This window comes from Bradyrhizobium sp. 215_C5_N1_1, from assembly GCF_052075935.1.
Taxonomy (GTDB): Bacteria; Pseudomonadota; Alphaproteobacteria; order Rhizobiales; family Xanthobacteraceae; genus Bradyrhizobium; species Bradyrhizobium barranii.
In genome coordinates this window covers 2,911,967-2,931,697 of the sequence record NZ_CP197228.1, presented here as the reverse complement: position 1 = coordinate 2,931,697, position 19,731 = coordinate 2,911,967, and the positions used below count along the sequence as shown (strand labels likewise).

General features: G+C 63.1%; 16 protein-coding genes and 1 pseudogene. 6 read left to right on the top strand and 11 right to left on the bottom strand.

Going from position 1 to position 19,731, the window contains the following annotated elements; genetic code table 11:
- Positions 1-388 precede the first annotated feature (388 nt).
- Positions 389-1,000, top strand: a complete 612-nt coding sequence (locus AB7G19_RS13740; RefSeq protein ID WP_354130673.1) for an A24 family peptidase — start codon at positions 389-391, stop codon at positions 998-1,000.
- A gap of 82 nt (positions 1,001-1,082) precedes the next feature.
- On the opposite strand, the gene AB7G19_RS13735 is transcribed toward AB7G19_RS13740, so the two are convergent.
- From AB7G19_RS13735 to AB7G19_RS13720, 4 genes are all read right to left on the bottom strand, one after another.
- The gene (locus AB7G19_RS13735) at positions 1,083-1,880 is read right to left on the bottom strand and encodes an enoyl-CoA hydratase/isomerase family protein (RefSeq protein WP_354130672.1); all 798 of its coding nucleotides are present in this window, start codon (positions 1,878-1,880) and stop codon (positions 1,083-1,085) included.
- A gap of 41 nt (positions 1,881-1,921) precedes the next feature.
- Positions 1,922-3,121, bottom strand: a complete 1,200-nt coding sequence (locus AB7G19_RS13730) for a pyridoxal-phosphate-dependent aminotransferase family protein (protein WP_354130671.1) — start codon at positions 3,119-3,121, stop codon at positions 1,922-1,924.
- Between the two features lie 116 nt (positions 3,122-3,237).
- On the bottom strand, positions 3,238-4,521 hold the full coding sequence (locus AB7G19_RS13725) for an MFS transporter (RefSeq protein ID WP_354130670.1): 1,284 nt from the start codon (positions 4,519-4,521) through the stop codon (positions 3,238-3,240).
- Between the two features lie 52 nt (positions 4,522-4,573).
- Positions 4,574-5,776, bottom strand: a complete 1,203-nt coding sequence (locus AB7G19_RS13720) for a pyridoxal-phosphate-dependent aminotransferase family protein (protein WP_441267874.1) — start codon at positions 5,774-5,776, stop codon at positions 4,574-4,576.
- 133 nt (positions 5,777-5,909) lie between these two features.
- On the opposite strand from AB7G19_RS13720, the gene AB7G19_RS13715 reads away from it, so the two are divergent.
- The 3 genes from AB7G19_RS13715 to AB7G19_RS13705 all read left to right on the top strand — a co-directional run bounded on the left by AB7G19_RS13715 (position 5,910) and on the right by AB7G19_RS13705 (position 10,148).
- Entirely contained in the window at positions 5,910-6,647 is a 738-nt protein-coding gene (locus tag AB7G19_RS13715) for a GntR family transcriptional regulator (protein WP_304490682.1), read from the top strand.
- Between the two features lie 104 nt (positions 6,648-6,751).
- The gene (locus AB7G19_RS13710; RefSeq protein WP_354130668.1) at positions 6,752-9,727 is read left to right on the top strand and encodes an FAD-binding and (Fe-S)-binding domain-containing protein; all 2,976 of its coding nucleotides are present in this window, start codon (positions 6,752-6,754) and stop codon (positions 9,725-9,727) included.
- Positions 9,720-10,148 (top strand): GlcG/HbpS family heme-binding protein, encoded by a 429-nt coding sequence (locus AB7G19_RS13705; protein ID WP_354130667.1) that lies wholly within the window; start codon positions 9,720-9,722, stop codon positions 10,146-10,148. Before AB7G19_RS13710 ends, AB7G19_RS13705 begins: the two co-directional genes overlap by 8 nt.
- A gap of 890 nt (positions 10,149-11,038) precedes the next feature.
- On the opposite strand, the gene AB7G19_RS13700 is transcribed toward AB7G19_RS13705, so the two are convergent.
- On the bottom strand, positions 11,039-11,221 hold the full coding sequence (locus AB7G19_RS13700) for a hypothetical protein (protein WP_441267873.1): 183 nt from the start codon (positions 11,219-11,221) through the stop codon (positions 11,039-11,041).
- A gap of 119 nt (positions 11,222-11,340) precedes the next feature.
- On the opposite strand from AB7G19_RS13700, the gene AB7G19_RS13695 reads away from it, so the two are divergent.
- Positions 11,341-12,390 carry an acyltransferase family protein gene (locus AB7G19_RS13695; protein ID WP_441267872.1) on the top strand — a complete coding sequence of 350 codons (1,050 nt, stop codon included), beginning with the start codon at positions 11,341-11,343 and terminating at the stop codon, positions 12,388-12,390.
- Positions 12,391-12,764: 374 nt separating this feature from the next.
- On the opposite strand, the gene AB7G19_RS13690 is transcribed toward AB7G19_RS13695, so the two are convergent.
- Together AB7G19_RS13690 and AB7G19_RS13685 are read right to left on the bottom strand one after the other, a co-directional pair.
- On the bottom strand, positions 12,765-13,613 hold the full coding sequence (locus tag AB7G19_RS13690) for an IS3 family transposase (protein ID WP_354133514.1): 849 nt from the start codon (positions 13,611-13,613) through the stop codon (positions 12,765-12,767).
- On the bottom strand, positions 13,562-13,912 hold the full coding sequence (locus tag AB7G19_RS13685) for a transposase (protein WP_063981905.1): 351 nt from the start codon (positions 13,910-13,912) through the stop codon (positions 13,562-13,564). Before AB7G19_RS13685 ends, AB7G19_RS13690 begins: the two co-directional genes overlap by 52 nt.
- A gap of 179 nt (positions 13,913-14,091) precedes the next feature.
- Between AB7G19_RS13685 and AB7G19_RS13680 the strand changes: the two are divergent.
- Positions 14,092-14,294, top strand: a pseudogene (locus AB7G19_RS13680) (hypothetical protein); the annotation flags it as partial.
- A 294-nt stretch (positions 14,295-14,588) separates the two neighbouring features.
- Here the strand turns inward: AB7G19_RS13680 and AB7G19_RS13675 are convergent.
- The 4 genes from AB7G19_RS13675 to AB7G19_RS13660 all read right to left on the bottom strand — a co-directional run bounded on the left by AB7G19_RS13675 (position 14,589) and on the right by AB7G19_RS13660 (position 19,716).
- Positions 14,589-15,686, bottom strand: coding sequence for an ABC transporter substrate-binding protein (locus tag AB7G19_RS13675; protein WP_441267871.1), 1,098 nt, complete (start codon positions 15,684-15,686; stop codon positions 14,589-14,591).
- A 147-nt stretch (positions 15,687-15,833) separates the two neighbouring features.
- Positions 15,834-17,567: an acetolactate synthase catalytic subunit gene (locus tag AB7G19_RS13670; protein ID WP_354130570.1), complete on the bottom strand. Its 1,734-nt coding sequence runs from the start codon at positions 17,565-17,567 to the stop codon at positions 15,834-15,836.
- The gene (locus AB7G19_RS13665; RefSeq protein WP_354130571.1) at positions 17,564-18,919 is read right to left on the bottom strand and encodes an aspartate aminotransferase family protein; all 1,356 of its coding nucleotides are present in this window, start codon (positions 18,917-18,919) and stop codon (positions 17,564-17,566) included. The genes AB7G19_RS13670 and AB7G19_RS13665 overlap by 4 nt, the downstream gene beginning before the upstream one ends.
- A 110-nt stretch (positions 18,920-19,029) precedes the next feature.
- The gene (locus tag AB7G19_RS13660) at positions 19,030-19,716 is read right to left on the bottom strand and encodes a GntR family transcriptional regulator (protein WP_354130572.1); all 687 of its coding nucleotides are present in this window, start codon (positions 19,714-19,716) and stop codon (positions 19,030-19,032) included.
- Positions 19,717-19,731 lie beyond the last annotated feature (15 nt).

Below are 19,731 nucleotides of genomic sequence, written 5' to 3'. Positions count from 1 at the left end.
CCTATGTTCTTGTTCGGATTGGCAATTCGCGAAGCAATGCGAATTGCATTGTGCGGGCGAATGCCGGCCAGTTCAAGCCGGCCCGGCGCCGCTCCGCTTATGACTTTGGAATGAGATCGATTGCAAGCTCGACCGCTGAAATCTCGGGACTGGAATAGAAGGCGAGTCACCAAATCAACGCTGCAGTTCGGTTTGCCGCCTACGATCGTTCGGGAATTCCCTACTGTCTGGCGGTGAGAGATAATTTGTCACAGCTTTGTGCCAAAAAGCCCGCGAGATCATCGGGCGGATCGGCCAGCACGCCGGACGCAACCGATATGATCACTGGTCTCCAGTCGCTTCAGTGAAGCACGGGCGCGTTTCCTCATTTCGCAGATGGCGAGAGCCTATGGTCTATTTCAATCGGAATTCCATTGGTCGAAAACCAGAAGTAATTCAAAGCACTTTGGCATTCGCTGTTGTCGTATTCGTGCTCGTTGTCACGAGCCTCATGATCGCACCGGGCGCGGATGGGCTGTTAGGTGCATACCTCGCCGCCCTAATGCTCGGCATCGCCTGCAACGACGCCCGCCACTACCTCATTCCAAACGAACTGACCGCCGCGGCTTTCGGCATTGCCTTGTTACGCGGATTAACCTTACCCAATGCCAGTGCAACATCGATATTGTGGCCGGTCTTTCGCGCCTCGGCGGTAAGTCTGCCGTTGTTTTTTCTCTTGTTGTTCTACCGTTACTGGCGCGGCCGGGACGGATTGGGGCTTGGGGACGTCAAGCTTGCCGCGGTTGCCGGTGCCTGGCTCGAACTCCCAACGGCGGCTGCGGTGATCGAATTGGCCGCACTTTCAGCGATTGCCGCATACATCGCCAATGCTCTCGTGCGACGGCGGTCGCTGCGAGGTACGGCATTCCTGCCGTTCGGACTTTTTATGGCACCAGCTATTTGGGTCGGCTGGCTGAGCGAACAATTGCTCTTGCGCTGGGGGTATTTCTGGCCGGGTTGACCTCGCGGCTTGCAAGGCCGGTGCAGCGGCGGTCTCACGGCCGCCGGTTGAGTGATCGAGACGCGGAGACCTGGATTGCGCGCTACTTGCCCTTCCAGTTCGGTGTACGCTTGTTGAGGAAGGCGTCCATGCCCTCGCGGAAATCTTCGCTCATATAGGCCTTGAGGATCAGGTCCTCGCCCTCTTCGCGCGACAGCGTGCGGCGGATGCGGCGCACCGCCTCCTTGGTCGCTTCCAGCGTGAGCGGCGCATGGCTTGCGACGAGCTTGGCGGTCTCGTCGGCACGGCGCTGCAGCGTCTCGACGTCGGGCACGACCTCGTTGAGCAGGCCGAGCGACAGCGCTTCCTGCGCCTCGACGAGGCGCGCCTTGAAGATCAGATCCTTGGTGCGGGCGGGACCAACCAGCGAGACGACGCGGCTGATGTTCGACATCGACAGGCAGTTGCCGAGCGTGCGCGCGATCGGAAAGCCGATGCGCGTCGTCTCGGTGCCGATGCGGAGGTCGCAGCAGGCCGCGATGCCGGCGCCGCCGCCGGTGCAGGCTCCCGCGATCGCCGCGATCACGGGCACACGGCACTGCTCGAGCGTGCCGAGCACGCGGTCGATGCGAGCCTCGTAGTCGAGCGCGTCCTGCGCGGTCTTGAAGGCGCGGAATTGAGAAATATCGGTGCCCGAGGCGAAGGCCTTGTCGCCGGCGCCGGTCAGGATCAGCGCCTTGATCGAGCGATCGGCGTTGATCTCCTGGCAGATCTCCGCCATGCGGTCATACATGGCGAAGGTCATTGCGTTACGCGCCTGGGGGCGGTTGAAGGTGATCCGCGCGATGCCGTCCGTCACGGAGTAGAGCAGGTCTTCGCTGGTCGTCGTCGGTGCGTTCATCGCGCGCTCACTTTCTAAGTTAGTTCAGGCCACCAGGGCCCTCAGGCTACCTGAGCCTTGGCCATCGGCACCGCGTCGCGTCCCTTCAGGACGTCCATGGCCGCCAATACGCCACCGCTCCGGTGCGGAATCTTTGCAAGATCCAGGCCCATCTCGACGCCGGCAAGCGTGCCCATCAGCATCAGGTCGTTGAAATGGCCGATATGGCCGATGCGGAACACCTTGCCCTTGACCTTGTTCAGGCCCGTGCCGAGCGACATGTCGAAGTTCTCGAGCACCACCTTGCGGAAGGCGTCGGCGTCGTGTCCATCGGGTACGCGCACGCCGGTCAACGCCGGCGAGTGTGCGGCGGGATCGGCGCACTGCGTCTCCAGGCCCCAGACCTTGACCGCGGCGCGCGTCGCGGCGCTGTGGCGCTTGTGGCGGGTCCAGACATTCTCCAGCCCCTCCTCTTCCAGCATCTTGACCGCTTCACGCAGGCCGTAGAGCAGATTGGTCGCGGGCGTATAGGGGAAGGTGCCGAGCTTGTTGAAGGAGATGACCTCCTGCCAGTCCCAGTAGGAACGCATGCCGGGGTTGGCCTTCGCCACCGCGAGCGCCTTCTCCGAGACGGCATTGAAGCCGAGGCCCGGAGGCAGCATCAGGCCCTTCTGCGAGCCGGCGACCGAGACGTCGATGCCCCAGGCATCGTGCTCGTACTCCATCGAGCCGAGGCCGGAGATGGTGTCGACCATCAGGAGGGCCGGATGCTTGACGCGGTCGAGCAGCTTGCGCACGTCGAGCGGCGGCGTCACGCAGCCGGTCGAGGTCTCGTTGTGGACGACGCAGACCGCCTTGATCGTGTGCTGCTTGTCGGCGCTAAGCCGCTTCTCGATCTCGGCGAGATCGGCGCCATGGCGCCAGTCGCTCGGGATGAAGTCGACGTCGAGCTTGAACTTGTCGGCGATGCCGCGCCACAGCACGGCGAACTGGCCGGTCTCGCACATCAAAACCTTGTCGCCGGGGGCGAACACGTTGACCATCGCCGCTTCCCAGGCACCGGTGCCGGACGAGGGGAAGATGATCACGGGCCGCTGCGTGCGGAACACCCGCTGCATCGAGGCGAGGACCGCGAAACCGAGCTCCGCGAACTCCGGACCGCGATGGTCCAGCGTCGGCATGTCCATCGCCCGCAGCACCCGGTCGGGCACATTGGTCGGTCCTGGAATCTGTAAGAAATGCCTTCCAGTGTGCACGGTCATCGGCGTCCTTCCCGGTCTAGCCTTGGTTTTAATGGGCGCCGAATAGCACCATTTGACCAGCTTGTCCCCTCTCCTTAAGACGCCTCCCATGCATAAGCGGCGGGCCTCCGCCGCCCCTACTCCGCGGCCACCACCTTTCCGACCGGCAGGCGCCCCTCGGCCTCCGTAAACGGGCGCTCCGGATGCATCAGGAAGGCGGAGAAGCCACCGAGCAACAGCAGCCCCATCGACATCAGGAACGGCAGGTACCAGTTGCCGGTCGCGTCGATCACGAAGCCGGCAACGAGCGGGGAGACGATGGCGGCGAAGGCCGAGCCGGTGTTCATGAGTCCCGAGGCGGTGCCGGAATATTTCGGGGCGATGTCCATCGGGATCGACCACATCGGGCCGATCACCAGCTCGGCGCAGAAGAAGCCGGCCGACAGGCACAGCGCGACGATCGTGATGTCGTGGACGAACAGGATCGGAAACAGCGAAAGCAGCGCCCCGGTAAATCCCGCAACGGTGACGCTCAGCCGCGCCAGGCGGACATTGCCGGTGCGGTCGAGGATCTTGTCCGAAAGCACGCCGCCGACGCTGTCGCCGACCACGCCGGCGAAGAACACGCCGGAGGCGAACAGCGCCGAGTTCTTGATATCGAGATTGTAGTTGTTCTTGAAGAACAGCGGCAGCCAGTTGAGATAGAGCCACAGGCACCAGCCGTAGCAGAAATAGGTCAGCGTCACTGGCCACATGCGGCCGAGCAACGGCCCCCACGGCACGCGAGGCCGCTCGCCGGTCGGGCGCGGCGGCAGTGCGGCGAGCTCGGCCTCGGTGATGGCGGCGTGCTCCTTCGGCTCGTTACGGAAGTACCAGACCCAGACGACGCCCCAGACCAGGCTGACGAAACCGAGCACGACGAACGCGCCGCGCCAGGTCAGCCAGAGGATGAGCAGCGCCACCACCGGCGGCGTCACGGCGTTGCCGAGCCGGGCGAAGGAATGGGTCAGTCCCTGCGCAAAACCGCGGCGGTTCGCGGGCGTCCAGTATTGCATCGCGCGCGTTGCCGTCGGAAAGGTCGCGCCCTCGCCGAAGCCGAGCGCGAAACGCGCGACGAACAGTGCGGCAAGGCCGTTGACGAAGCCGGTCGAGATGGTCGCCGCCGCCCAGATCATGCCGCACCAGAACAACGTCTTGCGCGGCCCGAAGCGATCACCGACCCAGCCGCCGATCACCTGAAACAGCAGATAGGGATAGGCGAAGGCGGAGAAGACGAGGCCAAGCTGGGTGTTCGACAGACCCAGCTCCTTCTGGATCTCGCTCGCGGCGGTGCCGATGTTCACCCGGTCGACATAGGTGATGAAATACATCGCGCAGAGCATCGCCAAGACGAGATGCGTGGCCTTGAACCGAATTCCCATCTCCACCCTCCCTGACTGTTTTTTATGATTGGCCTTGCGTGTCCCGCGCGACCTAGGTGCCGACCACTTTCAGATGCGGCGGGGCATTGCCCTGCGGGCGCTGCTCCAGCAGCTTCATCGCGGCGTCGACACCGCCGGAGCGATGCGGCACGCCCGCAACCGACAGGCCCATCTCCACGCCGGTCAGCGCGCCGAGCAGCGTCAGCGCGTTGCATTCGCCGAGATGGCCGATGCGGAAGACTTTTCCGGCGACCTTCGACAGGCCCGAGCCGAGCGACATGTTGTAATTTTCGAGCACGATCTTGCGGAACTGATCGGCGTCGTGGCCCGGCGGCATCAACACCGCGGTGAGCACCGGCGAGAACTCCGAGGGTTCCTGGCAGAGGATCTCGAGACCCCAGTGACTGACGGCGGCACGCGTCGCCGCAGCCAGCCGCTGATGGCGCGCGAACACGTTGTCGAGCCCCTCTTCGAGCAGCATCGCGATCGCCTCGCGCAGGCCGTAGAGCAGATTGGTCGCTGGCGTGTAGGGGAAGAAGCCGTTGGCGTTGGGCTTGAGCATCTCCTCCCAGTCGAAATAAGAGCGCGGCATCTTGTTGGTCTTCGCGGCTGCGCGCGCCTTCTCCGAGATCGCGTTGAAGCCGAGACCGGGCGGCAACATGAAACCCTTCTGCGAGCAGCTCACGCTGACGTCGACCTTCCATTCGTCGTGGCGGTAGTCGACCGAGCCGAGCGAGGAGATGGTGTCGACCATCAGCAGCGCCGGATGCGCGGTGCGGTCAATCGCGGCGCGGATCTCGGCGATGCGGCTGGTCGCGCCGGTCGAGGTCTCGTTGTGCACGACCATGACGGCCTTGATCGCGCGCGCCTTGTCCTCGGTGAGCTTCGCCTCGATCAATGCGGGATCGGCGCCGCGGCGCCAGTCGCCGGGCACGAAGTCGACCTCGATGCCGAACCGCCCCGCCATCTGCCGCCACAGGGTGGCGAAATGGCCGGTCTCGACCATCAGCACCTTATCGCCAGGCGACAGCGTGTTGACGATCGCGGCCTCCCAGGCGCCCGTCCCCGACGAGGGGAAGATCACCACCGGGCCCGCGGTCTGGAAAATTGTCTGGCTGCCTTCGAGCACGGCGCGGCCGAGCTCGCCGAATTCTGCGCTCCGGTGGTCAATGACCGGCATGTCCATGGCGCGGAGGACGCGCTCGGGGACCGGGCTCGGGCCTGGAATCTGAAGGAAATGGCGTCCCTGGTGCATGAAAACCTCCCTGTCGGCGGACTCTAGCCAGCTTCGGAGGCCATTTTGCATTCATTTTTTGTCATTTCAATTGAATTTTGGTATTCGTTCGTGAACATCGACGCGATCAAACAGGCAAACTATTGTGCTGCAAATGAAATCCACGATTCCCGACACCGGGGTTCCGATCGCCCCACCAGCCGCAAATGGCGGCGACCGCCAGGAGGCCTCGCTTCACGGCGAGATCCTGCTGCGGCTGCGCGACTACGTGGTCGAGGGCAACATTCCCGACGGCGCGCGCGTTCCCGAGCGGCAGCTCTGCGCGATGCTCGGGATCTCCCGCACGCCGTTGCGCGAGGCCCTGAAAGTGCTCGCTTCCGAGGGCCTGATCGAGCTTCTGCCCAACCGCGGCGCGCGCGTCCGCCAACTTAGCCAGCGCGACCTCGAGGAGCTGTTCGACGTCATGGCGGGGCTGGAGAGCCTTGCCGGGCGCCTCGCCTGCGAGGCCATTACGGATGAGGAAATCACCGCGATCGAGCAGCTGCATTACGAGATGTACGGGCACTATCTGCATCGCGACATGCACGGCTATTTCCAGACCAACCAGCGCATCCACGAAAGCATCGTCGCGGCCGCGCGCAACGAGACGCTGAAGAGCGCCTACGCCAACTTCGCAGGCCGCATCCGCCGGGTCCGCTACTCCGCCAATTTCGCCCGCAAGCGGCAGCGCTGGGCGGAAGCGATGCGCGAGCACGAGACCATCCTCGACGCGCTGCGCCGCCGCGCCGCCAGCGAGCTCAGCGACATCCTGTTCCAGCACCTGCGCAACAAGCGGGCGGCCGCAATCGAGCACCTGACCGAACCCCAAGAGGACGCGCCGGCCTCACCCTGAGGGGCGGCCGACTTGCTCATTTTGAATTCATAATATAATCGGTCATGAGAAATAATGAATAACTCAGTAAGGCTGGGCCTCGCTGGGTCAATCCGGGACCAGGGATGACAAACGCCTCCTCGCTCGAACGGCGCCTGCGCGCGGAAATGACCGGCGACGTCCTGTTCGACGGCTTCAGCCGCGGCCGCTATGCCACCGACGCCTCGTTTTACCAGATCATGCCGGCCGGCGTGGTCGTGCCCAGGACCATGGACGAGGCCCTCAAAGCGCTGGCGATTGCCCGCGACGAGGGCATCAAGGTCGCCCCGCGCGGCGGCGGCACCTCGCAATGCGGCCAGACCGTCAATGACGGCCTCGTGGTCGATCTCTCGAAGCACCTCAACCGCATCCTCTCGCTCGACGTCGCGGGCCGCACCTGCGTGGTCGAGCCCGGCATCGTGCTCGACGACCTCAACCGTCAGCTCAAGAAGCACGGCCTGTGGTTTCCGGTCGACGTCTCCACGGCCTCGCGCGCCACCATCGGCGGTATGGCCGGCAACAATTCCTGCGGCGGCCGTAGTCTGCGCTACGGCACGATGCGCGACAACACGCTGTCGATGGAGGCGGCGCTCGCCGACGGCACGCTGGGCCGCTACGGCGAGGTGTCGCGCGATCTCTCCGATCTCGATGCGAACGACAGCGCGCGCGCCCTGTTCCGCGACATGCTCGATCTCGGCGCCCGTGAGGCCGACGAGATCGCCGCGCGCTTTCCCAAGGTGCAGCGCCGTGTCGGCGGCTACAATCTCGATGCGCTGACGCCGCGCAATGCGCGCAACAACATGGCGCATCTCCTGGTCGGCTCGGAAGGCACCCTCGCCTTCACCACCAAGGTCGAGCTGAAGCTGTGGCCTGTCATCCGCAACAAGGCGCTCGGCATCTGTCATTTCGGCAGTTTCTACGAGGCGATGGACGCCGCCCAGCACCTGGTCAAGCTCAAGCCGATCGCGGTCGAGCTGGTCGACCGCACCATGCTCGCGCTCGGCCGCGACATCGCGATGTTCAGGCCGATCATCTCCGCCGCCATCAAGGGCGATCCGGATGCCGTTCTGGTGGTCGAATTTGCCGAAGAGGACCAGGCGGACAATCTGGTGCGCCTCAAGCAACTCGGCGAATTGATGGGCGATCTCGGCTTCGGCTGGAATAACGACCAGCGCAAATGGGGCGGCGTGGTCGAGGTCACCGAGCCCGCGCTGCAAAGCGGCATCGCCGATTTCCGCGCCGCCGGCCTCAACGTCATGATGTCGATGAAGCAGGAGGGCAAGCCGGTCTCGTTCGTCGAGGATTGCGCCGTGCCGTTGCCGCATCTCGCCGACTACACCGCGCGCTTGAGCGAGGTTTTCGCCAAGCACGGCACCAGCGGCACGATGTATGCGCATGCCTCCGAGGGCTGCCTGCACGTACGGCCCGTGCTGAACCTAAAGCTTGAGAAGGACGTCAAGGCGATGCGGGCCATCGCCGAGGAGGCCTTCGCGCTGGTGCGCGAGTACAAGGGCTCGCATTCCGGCGAGCATGGCGATGGCCTGGTGCGCTCTGAATTCCACGAGACCATGTTCGGCGAGCGTCTCGTCGCCGACTTCAGGGAGGTGAAGCAGCGCTTCGATCCCGAAGGCGTCCTCAATCCCGGCAAGATCGTCGATGCACCCCGGATGGACGATCGCTCGCTGTTCCGCTTCAAACCCGACTACCGCGTCAACGAGTTGAAGACGAAGCTGGATTGGTCCGCCTATCCCGGCGCCGGCGGCGGTTTCCAGGGCGCGGTCGAGATGTGCAACAACAACGGCGCCTGCCGCAAGCTCGAGGGCGGCGTGATGTGCCCGTCCTACCGCGCGACGCGCAACGAGAAGGACGTCACCCGCGGACGCGCCAACAGCTTGCGGCTCGCAATCTCCGGCCAGCTCGGCCCCGACGCGTTGTCCTCCGACGAGATGATGGAGACCCTAAAGCTCTGCGTCTCCTGTAAGGCCTGCCGCCACGAATGCCCGACCGGCGTCGACATGGCCAAGATGAAGATCGAGGTGCTCGCCGCCCGCGCTGCGTCCCATGGCCTGACCCCGCGCGACCGCCTGGTCGGTTACCTCCCGCGCTATGCCGGTCTCGCATCGCGCTTCGCGCCGCTCGCCAATTTGCGTAACCGCAGCCCGCTGCTGCGAAACCTGTTCGAGCGCTTTGCCGGCATCAGCGCGCGCCGCGCCCTGCCCGCCTTCCGCAGCGACGTGTTCGTGCCGCCCGCGGAAGCGGTTGGGCCGGAGACCGGCCGCGAAGTCGTGTTGTTCACGGACACCTTCAATCGCATCTACGAGCGCGAAAATCTCGACGCCGCGCTCCGCGTGCTCGCGGCGGGCGGTTATCGCGTGCACCTGCCCAAGCCGACGAGCGGCAGTCGCCCGCTCTGCTGCGGCCGGACATTCCTCTCAGCCGGCCTTGTCGATGAAGCGAGATCCGAGCTCGATCGTCTCGTCACCGCCTTCGCGCCCTTTGCCGCGCGCGGCGTGCCGATCGTCGGCCTCGAGCCGAGCTGTCTGCTGACACTGCGTGACGAGCTCGCCTCGCTGCGCAAGGACAACGATGCCAGGGCCGTCGGCGCCCACGCGCTGACTTTCGAGGAATTTTTGGTGCGCGAAGCGGAGGCCGGAAGGCTGCAGCTGCCGCTCGGTACCGTCGCCGACAAGGCCGTCGTGCACGGCCATTGCCACCAAAAATCCTTCGGCGCCTTCAAGCCGGTCGAGCAAGTGCTGCGCCTCATTCCAGGCCTGAAGGTCGAGACCATCGAATCGAGCTGCTGCGGCATGGCCGGCGCGTTCGGTTACGGCGCTGACACCTATGATGCCTCGATCGAGATGGCCGAGCTGTCGTTGCTGCCCGCCGTGCGGCGCGCCGACCAGAATACACTGGTCGTCGCCGACGGCACCTCCTGCCGGCATCAGATCCACGACGGCGCCCAGCGCCAAGCGCTTCACGTCGCGCGCGTGCTGGCGATGAGCCTCGACCGCGCCGGAGCAAATTCCACTTCACACACTAAAAAGGAAACCAGCCATGGCTGACCTCACGCTCGACACCGCCCGCAAGATCCTCGACGCCGCCTTCGCAAAGTCCACCGAGCTGAAGCTCAAGCCGCTGGTCGTCACCATCCTGGACGCACGCGGCGTGCTCAAGATCGCCGCGGCGCAGGACGGCACCAGCCTGATGCGCGCCGAGATCGCCCACGGCAAGGCCTATGGGGCGCTCGCCATGGGCATGGGCTCGCGCGCCTTGTACCAGCGCGCGCAAGAACAGGCCTATTTCATCGATTCCGTAAATACCATCGCCAAGGGCGCGCTGGTGCCGGTCCCCGGCGGCGTGCTGATCATGGATGGCGCAACGCTGCTTGGTGCCGTCGGCGTGTCCGGCGACACTTCCGACAATGACGAGGCTTGTGCCATCGCGGGCATCCAGGCCGCAAGGCTGAAGGCCAACGCTGGATAGCGCTCGTACGCGGCGATCCAGCTCGTTCACACACGTGCCGGCGCGCGACGAGAACGGGTTCGCCGACCGCACGAACCTGGTGGATTGCGATCTCGGCGTACAGGAAGTCCTCTTGAATGCGTGCGCACAGCGCATTTAGCTGCAATTGACGGCGCCATCGACCTCGACGGCACGGCGATCCAATTTGGTTGGGTGATTGCGGATATTGGCGGCGAACTTCATGTTGCCCTCTTGAATGTCGGGCTTGGATCAAACGGGCGGCTGCCGAACGGCCACCAAGCTAGCAGCTTAACGGAGTTGATGATGCACCGCTGCCAGATGAATCAAGACGGAGATCGTCGACGCCGACAACACACTGAAGGGACTTAGCACCTACAAGAAATGGCTTCGTCCCCCTGAGGGAAAATATCAGGCCAACGAGAGCGCCGCGGTCGGCGAACTCGGCCTCACGATTGTAAAATGGAATGTCGAAACGCAGGATTGGCTGAACAAAGATCCCACGAAATGGATTCCGATGGGAATCGTGTTGGTCCGCACTCCAGGGCCAGGCGAACGTACGCTTCGTGAACGCCTTCATCGTCACTCCGACTCAATAGCACCTTTGAATCCGGGCTTTCGGAGCTTTACGATGGCCAAGTTCGCGTGGATTTCACAGCAAGTCGTCCATCCATCCCTGTTCGCGTGCAGCGACGGGCAAAGTACGTCCCCTACTCGGCGCCAGTGGTGCCGAGTAGGAATCGAAAGACAGCAACACTGCGGGGCGACAGAAGTTGCCCGCCCCGCCGGAATGCCCATTCTCCTTTCGATCTCTAGATCGAGATTGGGGAAGTCAGTCGGGCATTCTCGATACCCTCCAGGAACCCATGTGTCGATGCTCACAGATCGATCGTTCAGTTGAGATCGGGAGAGACAATCGTGTTAGCGATCCGTTGGCATTCGATCACCGCCCCCACTAGCGGAGCCGCCTTCGGTTCGGGATCGAAGAGCTTGACCAATCCTCCGACGTAGTCGGTCAGGAAGATCGTCGGAACTATGAGCTTGCATTGACCGGCACGGATGAGCTCTTTTGTCATCATGATGCGCGAGGTTCGGCCGTTGTCAACTCTGAAACCCAGCTGGTGCTCTGGAAACAGGTCGTCAAGGCGCCTATAAGACGTGCGGCGCTAAGCCGCCAAAAGCTGGGGGAGCCGGATTGAAAACCTACTATGGAATTCAGGCGATGCGAGGCATTGCAGCGCTCTCTGTCGTGTGCGGCCACGCCGCAGCCGCGCGGATCGATCTCTTCCCGGAAGGTCTTCTCGTTCTTCGGCTGTTGCAGGGCGGCGTCGACATTTTCTTCGTGATTTCTGGGTTCATCATCGCAACAACTGCGGCCGAGGTCGGAAGCCGGTCCGGTCGCGCAAGCGTTCTAGATTTCGCCATTAAGCGCGTTGCTCGAATTTATCCGCTCTATTGGGTCGTGCTTTTCGCCTCGGTCATCAGCTCTCAATGGATCTCCGTCTCGTCGTGGGGGCAGGGGGGCTTGGATATCGCGCATGTCTTCTCGCTCGTGATATTCAATCGATACGTGGTGACAGCGTGGTCGCTTTGCTTCGAGCTCGCCTTTTATGCCGCTGTCACGATCATCCTGGGCCTGTTTCCGACTCGGGTGATGGAGACGTTGCTTGCTGTCCTCGGAGCCGTCATCGTCGCGGACATCCTCGGCATATCTCTCTGGGTATACTCGATGCCGCTCACGCTGGAGTTCGGGATCGGCGTTGTCATCGCCTGGCTAGTTCGCACGGGCGCTCCCTGTCCGATTCCCTTGGCTGCGGTAGCCCTCGGACTGATACTCTTCAGCGTCGGCTGGATCCTCATGAATCATGGCTACGACGAGTTCAACACGTTCGTGCGGCTGTTCACCTATGGGACCGGTGCGGGTTGCCTGATCTATGCTGTCATTACAGCGGAGCTCAACGGTGCAGCGTTCCCGAAGGTCCTTCTTTGGCTGGGGCAGATTTCCTATTCACTTTATTTGACGCATTTCTTGCTCGTGACTTGGCTCGCGAATATGAATCCAGCTTGGCTGACCGTCTGGGACGAGCACCCACCATTGTGGATCGTGGCCGTCCGTATAACCGCCTCCATCCTGCTCCCGATCGCTGTCGCGGCTACGACCTATCGCCTGATCGAGTTACCGCCGATGCGCTGGGCGCGCGACCCATCGCGGAAGCTGGTTACCTCAGGCCTAAGAAGGGTTTAGGCAAGCGCAATGGGATTGCGTGGATTGTTCCACCCGAGCGTTTGCCCCCCACTGTAACGCCGGCTCAACATCCACGGCGCAACACCGCGCTCGGCAGGCAAGCACGGCAGAGGTGCAACTTTCGTTTTTACGTTTGCGGTTTCATTCCGAGACGTCGAGCACACATGCTGCCGAAACCACCTGGCGCCCCGACAATTCCGCGGCCGGCGTTCGCATCCTCGGTATTGAGCTGGTTTATAACTCCTGCCGGAGAAGCGATGACGCTGACCTTGCAATACCGGGAGCTGGCCGTGCCGGATCCGCGGTCAGTGTCAATGTCAATGATAGCGGACAGTTGCCAGAGATATGGAGTGGGCCCCTCGGAGCAGACGGGGTCAGGCTGCTGGTTTGACCGTTCGCCGGGTGTGTTGATCCTCGAATTGCACAGGACTGAGATAACCGAGTGCCGAGTGAAGCCGTCGACGGTTGTAAACCTCCTCAAGGAAGCGCGGAAGGTTTTCGGCAACGTCGATGAAGGTTTCGAATGCCATCGGATAAACGGCTTCGACCTTGAGTGTCTTCATGAAGCTCTCCGCCGTGGCGTTGTCGTATGGGTTGCCGCGCCGGCCCATGGAGCCGATCAAGCCGTGGGCGGCAAGATGATCGCGATAGGCAGCCGCAGCGTATTGTGATCCACGATCGGAATGATGCACGCAGCCGGGAGGTGGTTTGCGGCCTTCGATCGCGGCGGCCAGGGCCGCGAGCGTCAGCCGGGCGTCGATCGAGCGGCTGATGGCGTATCCGACCACTCGCCGTGACCAGGCATCCAAGATGACGGCGACATAGACAAAGCCGCCGGCGATGGCGACATATGTGATATCGGCCACCCAGAGTTGGTCGGTACCGGTGGGAGTGATGTCGGTGGCGAGATTCGGGAAGGTCGGCTGACCGTGATCGCTGTCTGTTGTCACCATGAAGCGGCGACGTAATCTCGGCTGAAGGTCATGCTCACGCATCAGGCGGCGGATCTTCTTGTGATTAACGATCAGGCCCTGCTGGCGAAGCGCAGCCTGGACGCGACGCCAGCCATAGTGCTCGAACTCGTCGCAGATAGTGGCGATCGCCTCAACGATCGCAGTATCATCGGCCGCCTTCTCAGAGCGGTCATAGTAAGTCGAGCGCGCAATCCCCATCAGCCGACATCCTTCCGTGACGGAGAGGCCGCGGGGCCGGTGATCGCGGATGTAGGCTCGCTTCTCCTCCGCGGTCGTGCATGCAGAGCCCCCTTTAGAAACTCGAGCTCCAGGGCCTGTTTCCCGACCAGCCTCTCGAGGGCGGCAATTCGCGCCTCATAATCCTGGAGAAGATCGGCCGCCGCCAAATCTTCATCGAGAGCGCCTGCCTGAAACTTCTCGACCCAGATCCGGATCAGATTGCGGGAGATGTCATGCCGCTTCGCGAGCCCGTGCAGCGTCTCGCCGCTCAGATACTCTTGCGACACCTGCCGTTTGAACTCGACGCTGTGGGTTCGGTGCTTTGCCATGGGCCTTCATCCTCTGAAAGCCCGGCCGTCCGGTCAATTACTGAAAGCCAACCTGTCCCCCCTGGAGGGCCCACTCCAATATGAGGTCTCTCCGCTGTTCATTTTGAACGTGCTGGTAGGCGGTCCCCACTGCACCACAAGGACGTCAACGTTTTTTCCGATGTATTCGTCGCCCAACCTTGATGCACGGCCATTGTCACCAAAAATCCTTCGTCGCCTTCAGCCGGTCGAGCAGGTGCTGCGCCTCATTCCGGGCCTGAAGGTCGAGACCATCGAATCGAGCTGCTGCGGCATGGCCGGCGCGTTCGGTTACGGCGCTGACACCTATGATGCCTCGATCGAGATGGCCGAGCTGTCGCTGCTGCCCGCCGTGCGGCGCGCCGCGACACCGGCAAGGGCTTGACCGTGGTTGAGTTAATCAATGCCGGCGACGAGACTAAAGGCTATACAGATATTGTTGCATTGGAAATTCTATTCACGCAGACAATGCCGGATCAATATTACCAAGTCGTCGCAGCGGATTGTGACAGGCCAGCTCAGCCCAGCGAGCACTGAGGGTCCGGGTTGCGTCGCGGGCGAGATCGGCAACGCTACGTCGCGATCTGTTGACGTTAGGCTTACCACCCATTGGCCTAAGAACCTCTCATGACGGAATTTAGCCACCTGATTGTCGGTGTTATTGCTGGATCCAAGCGTTCCAGGCGTCTAGCATTCGGGCTTGGTTGGCTGCGATCCAGGCGGAATCGTGTTTTACGATAGCCTGGAAGGCTTCTCGCGAATTCGGGATGTTGGCCCGTGCGGCCTCGCTCATCATCGCCATGGCGGCGAGGCTCGGCGGTGTGACGTTAAGACGCTCTGCGAGTTTCGCCTGCACCGTCGGACTATCCAGGTAGAACTTCAGCAGCGCCTCCGCTCCGGCGGGGTTGGGGCCGTTGCGGAGGATCTGCATCGTGTCGGCCAACATGAAGGCGCCATCGTAGGAAATCTGAACAGGTTGGCCTTCCGCCTTCAAGGCCGAGGCGCGCGTCCCCCAAATCATGCCGATGACGTATTCGCCATTGCGGAAGCCCTGCTGGCTCTGGTCTCCGGTGCGCCACCAGAGCTGGATTTTCGGTTTGATCTGGTCGAGCTTCTTGAGGGCTCGATTGATGTCGAGAGGGAAGAGGTTGTCAGCGGGCACGCCGTCAGCCAGCAGCGCGGCCGCGAACACGCGCCAGGGATCATTGAAGCTCGGCAACGCACGCGGGCCAGGGAAACGGGCGATATCCCAGAAATCAGCCCAACTCCGGGGCTTGGCGCCCGTGAAACGCGCCGCGTCGAAGGCGAGAAGCGTGGCGTTAAACGTGATCCGCACCCCGGCAGAATTGCAGGTCTTATCGATCAGATCTTTGCGCTCCCTGAACTGCTCGCACAAGACCGATAGGTCGCGGGTGAAAGATCGATTCAGCGGTGACTCGGCGATGATGTCGACGTTGTTGATGATGTCCCACGTAACCCGACCTGCGTTCGCCATGGCCTGGGCGCGCGCCCGCTGCTCGGAATCGTTGGCGGTAACGGTGTTGACCTTGATCCCGGTCGCCTTGGTGAAGGGCTCGAACCAAACCTCCTTCAGTGTCCTGTCGTAGACGCCGCCCGTGGTAGCGACGACTACCTCGCCTGACTGTGCTACCGCCGCAGCTGAGAGCAGAAGGCTGAGCCCGATCTGCCGGATGAGCGTCGCTGCAAGGTGTGCGCCGATGCGTCGACTAGAGCCGCGTGTGCTTGGTTTGGTCATGTAGGAAAGTCCCCATGATGTCCGTTGACGGAAGCAACAGCGGATGTTGGCCAGCAGCAGCGAACTGCTGGTACCCTTGCGAACATCTTGGCGGCGAAATGCCGGAGTTGCCGCTAGGGACGACAGCGTTGCCGCGGGGCCGTGCCATCAGATGACCACCGGTTCGGGGGCGACCACGGGGTCGAGCGCTCCATCAAAGAGGGAAATCGCCGGATGTGCGTCCGGATCGGTGGTGATCTCGATCAGGGTTGGTCGTTCTCCCTGCAACGCGTCGCGCAGCGCCGGAAGGATCTCCGTCGGCGTCTCGACGTGCACGGCGACGCAGCCGCAGGCTCGGGCGATCGCGGCGTGATCGACTGGGGCAAAGTGGCAGGCCGTAGTGTAGGCTCCGAACTTCACGGTCTCGGCGTCCCTCTGATAGCCGAGAACGCCGTTGTTCAGCACAATGACCGTGAGCGAGATGCCCATCCGAACCATGGTTTCGAGCTCTGCCCAGGAATGGGCGAATCCACCGTCGCCGACCAGCGCGACCACCCGGGCAACCGGCTTCGCGACCTTCGCGCCTATAGCGAGCGGCACGCCCCAGCCGAGACCGGCGAGGCCGCGCGGGGTCAAAAAGCGCATGCCCGGCGCCAGTCCACGCAACTGGCCGACGATCCACATTGAGGAGTAGCTCGCATCTGCGACGACGATCGTGTCGTGCGTCAGCAGCGTCTGCAATTCGGCCATCACACGTTCGGGCCGGATCGGGCTCGCGTTGTGCCGCGCGAGCGGTGCGCGGGCGGGTTCGAATCGGCTCCAGGCCTCGGCGATGCGGGCCTCCAGAGCGGGCCGCGCTCGGGCGCGTGAGGACAAGTCCATCGCGCGTATTGCTTCCGTCAGCGCGCCGATTGTCTCCGCAGCGTCGCCGACGAGGCGAAGCGCTTCGTAGTTGCGGCCGATTTCTTGCGGGTCAATGTCGATCTGGACGAGGCGTGCGGTCGGAGGCACGAGCCGCCAGCTGTCAGTACCGTTCTGGTTGTTGCGCGTGCCGATCTGCAGGATCAGATCGGCCTCGGCGAGCAGCGCGCGGCTGTGTCGCCCGACCGAGGCTGGCCCCACCAACGCGCCGAGCACGCCACATGATAAGGGATGGTACTCGTCGACCGCGCCCTTTCCCATATTGGTGGTGAAGACGGGCAAGGCCGCGAGGTCCTGGAGCAGTGCCAGCGCAGCCGGGGCGTCCTGCGTGAGGGCGCCGCCGCCCGCCATGACGACAGGATGTCGGGCCCCAGCGATCAGGCAGGCGACGGCCTCGATATTCGCTTGGGCCGGGCGGCTACGATCGAGGGGAAATTTGCCATAGCTCGCGCTACGCCCGACCGCTGACGGTGTAGCGGCCTCGCGTAGAAGATCCGCTGGAAGGAGCAGCACGGCCGGGCCGGGTCGGCCACTTGCGGCAGCTATGAATGCGGCGTCGACGTAGTCATCGACGCGATCGGCGCCCGCAAGCCGCCGTGTCCATTTCGCACAGGATGCGAACAGCGCGACATGGTCTATTTCTTGGAAGGCGTTCTTGTCGACCTGATGCCGTTCGACCTCCTGGACGAGCGCAACGATCGGAATGCTCGCCTTCAGCGCTTCCGCCAGGGGCGGTACGAGCAGAGTGGCGGCGGGACCGTTCTGCGCGGCGACGACGGAGACACGCCCCGACACGCGAGCATACCCGTCAGCCATGGCGCCGCCCATGTTCTCCTGCCGATAAGCGATCTGCCGAATGCCTAGGGCTTCGGCGGCGAGGATAACGGCCGAAGGCAAGCTCTGCCCGAAGATCACCTCGACGCCGTGGCGCTTCAAGGCGAAGGCGATCACTTGTGCGACGGTGGCGGTGGTCTTGGTCATGCTGCGAGGCTTTCGATCAGGTCACTGCGTGTAGCGAGAAAGTCATCGAAGACTGAGGCGACACGATCGGTGTCCTCGGTTGTCATCGGGGTGGAGAGGCAAGCTGCCGCGCCGCTAGGAAGAACGATGCCGCTCTCTGCGAAGGCGCGGCCGAGCTCTTTCATGACATGCGCTTGCGCGGCGGTCGGCGTCGCCTCCCGGAAATCCCGCGGCAGGGTCGCTTTCGGATGGATTCGGAAGAGCGAGGCGGCGCCGGAAACCGAAAGAGGCGCGTGGTGCCGCGCGATCGCGGCCGTGAGCTGCTCGCGCAGTCGGTCGCCTAGCCTTTCGAGATGCTCGAAGGCGGCTCGATCCAAAGCCGTCATCGACGCAAAGCCAGCGACCATCGACAGCGGATTGGCGGAGAAGGTGCCGCCTTGGGGAAGCGCCGGCTTGCCCGCGGAGGCATCGAAGACACTCATAACCTCGCGGCTGCCGGCGATCGCGCCGATCGGGAAGCCGCCACCGATGATCTTGCCGAAGGTAAAGAGGTCTGGCGTTAGGCCGTAACGTGCCGAGGCGCCTTCATAGCCTTGCCGGAAGCTCAACACCTCGTCGGCAATGACGACGACGCCGTGCCGTTTCGCAGTTCGCTGTATCGCAGATACGAATTCCGCCGTCGGAACGATCAGGCCGGCTCGGCTCGGCATCGGGTCGAGCACGATCGCCGCCAGATGGGCCGCGCGGGTCGTGATCTGTCGTTCCGCAACTTCGATGTCGTTGAAACGGAGCGGCACCACCTCGCTCAGAACCGACGCTGGCATGCCACGGTAGTAGGGAACGGCCGCCGGGGCAGCCGCCTGCCCCCAGTTGCTTGGCGTGCTCGCCTGGCTGACTTCAACCCAATCATAGGAACCGTGATAGGCGCCCTCGATTTTGGCGATCGCAGAGCGCCCGGTGAGGGCGCGTGCGGCCTTGATCGCAAACATCACAGCTTCGGAGCCGGTGTTGACGAAACGGATCGTCTCGACGCCGGGAACACGCTCGCAGATCAACTCCGCGAGGCCGATCTCGGCCAACGTTGGATTCGCGAAGCAGGTCCCGGACTGCAGCTGGCGCGTCACCGCCTCGATCACGGGCGCGAAACGATGGCCATGGATGAGGGTAGTGAAATTGGCGTTCAGGTCTAGGAAGCGGCGTCCGTCGAGATCGACGAGATAAGCGCCGTCGCCCCGCTCCATGTATCGCGGAATCGGATCCCGCTCGATTGTCACCCGTGTGGTTCCGTCGATGAAGACGTGCCGTGCGCGCTCGAACGCTTCCTTCGAGGCGCGTCCTACGGAGTTGTGACCTTTGGTCGTCGCTACTGTCATTGTTCCATCCAGGAGCCGCGCGAGGAGCGGCAGTGGTCGGAACCACTAAACCAAATATGATATTTGATGCAACAAAAATATTCGGGAAGTTCAACGCCTCTACGCCCAGCCTAGCGACGGGCTTCAATCATCGCCTTGAGCTGCACGTAACCGTCACGGATGTCCTGTTCCATGGCGGATCTGACCTTGGCACCATCCTTGGCACGCAGGCCCTGCAAAGCGGCCATATGGTTGGCAACGCCTCGCCGATTCATAGCGAAGCCTGGATAAAGCTCGTTTAGCGAAGGACCGACACGCACCCAAAGGGATTCGATCATCGCGACCAATCGTGGCCAGCCTGACAACCGATAGATCAGGAAATGGAACTCGCGGTTGACTCTTAGGACCTCCCGATACTCGGCAGAATCCAACCCCGCGTTGATCGCCACCTGCATCCGTTCAAGGCCCGAAATGTCGGTAGGAGCAACTGCCAAAACGGAGCGCTCGGCGGCCAAACCTTCCAGGGCGAGCCGCGTGGCGGTGATCTCGTCGAGCACTTCCAGCGTCAGAAATGGCAGGACGACCGTCTTGGGGCCTTCATTGATAAGAGCTCCCTCCGACAGAAGCCGATTGATGGCGTCCCGCGCCGGAGTGGTGCTGACCCCCAGCGCGGCAGCGACCGACCGCACCGTCAGCTTCTCGTTGGGCGGGAAGGCGCCGGAGACGATGATCGCCTTTAGGCGCTCATAGGTGAGTTCTCCGAGATTGGATTGCCGGGCGATAGGAGTGACGACACCGGCGAGCAGATACTCCGACATGGAATCCTCTTGTTG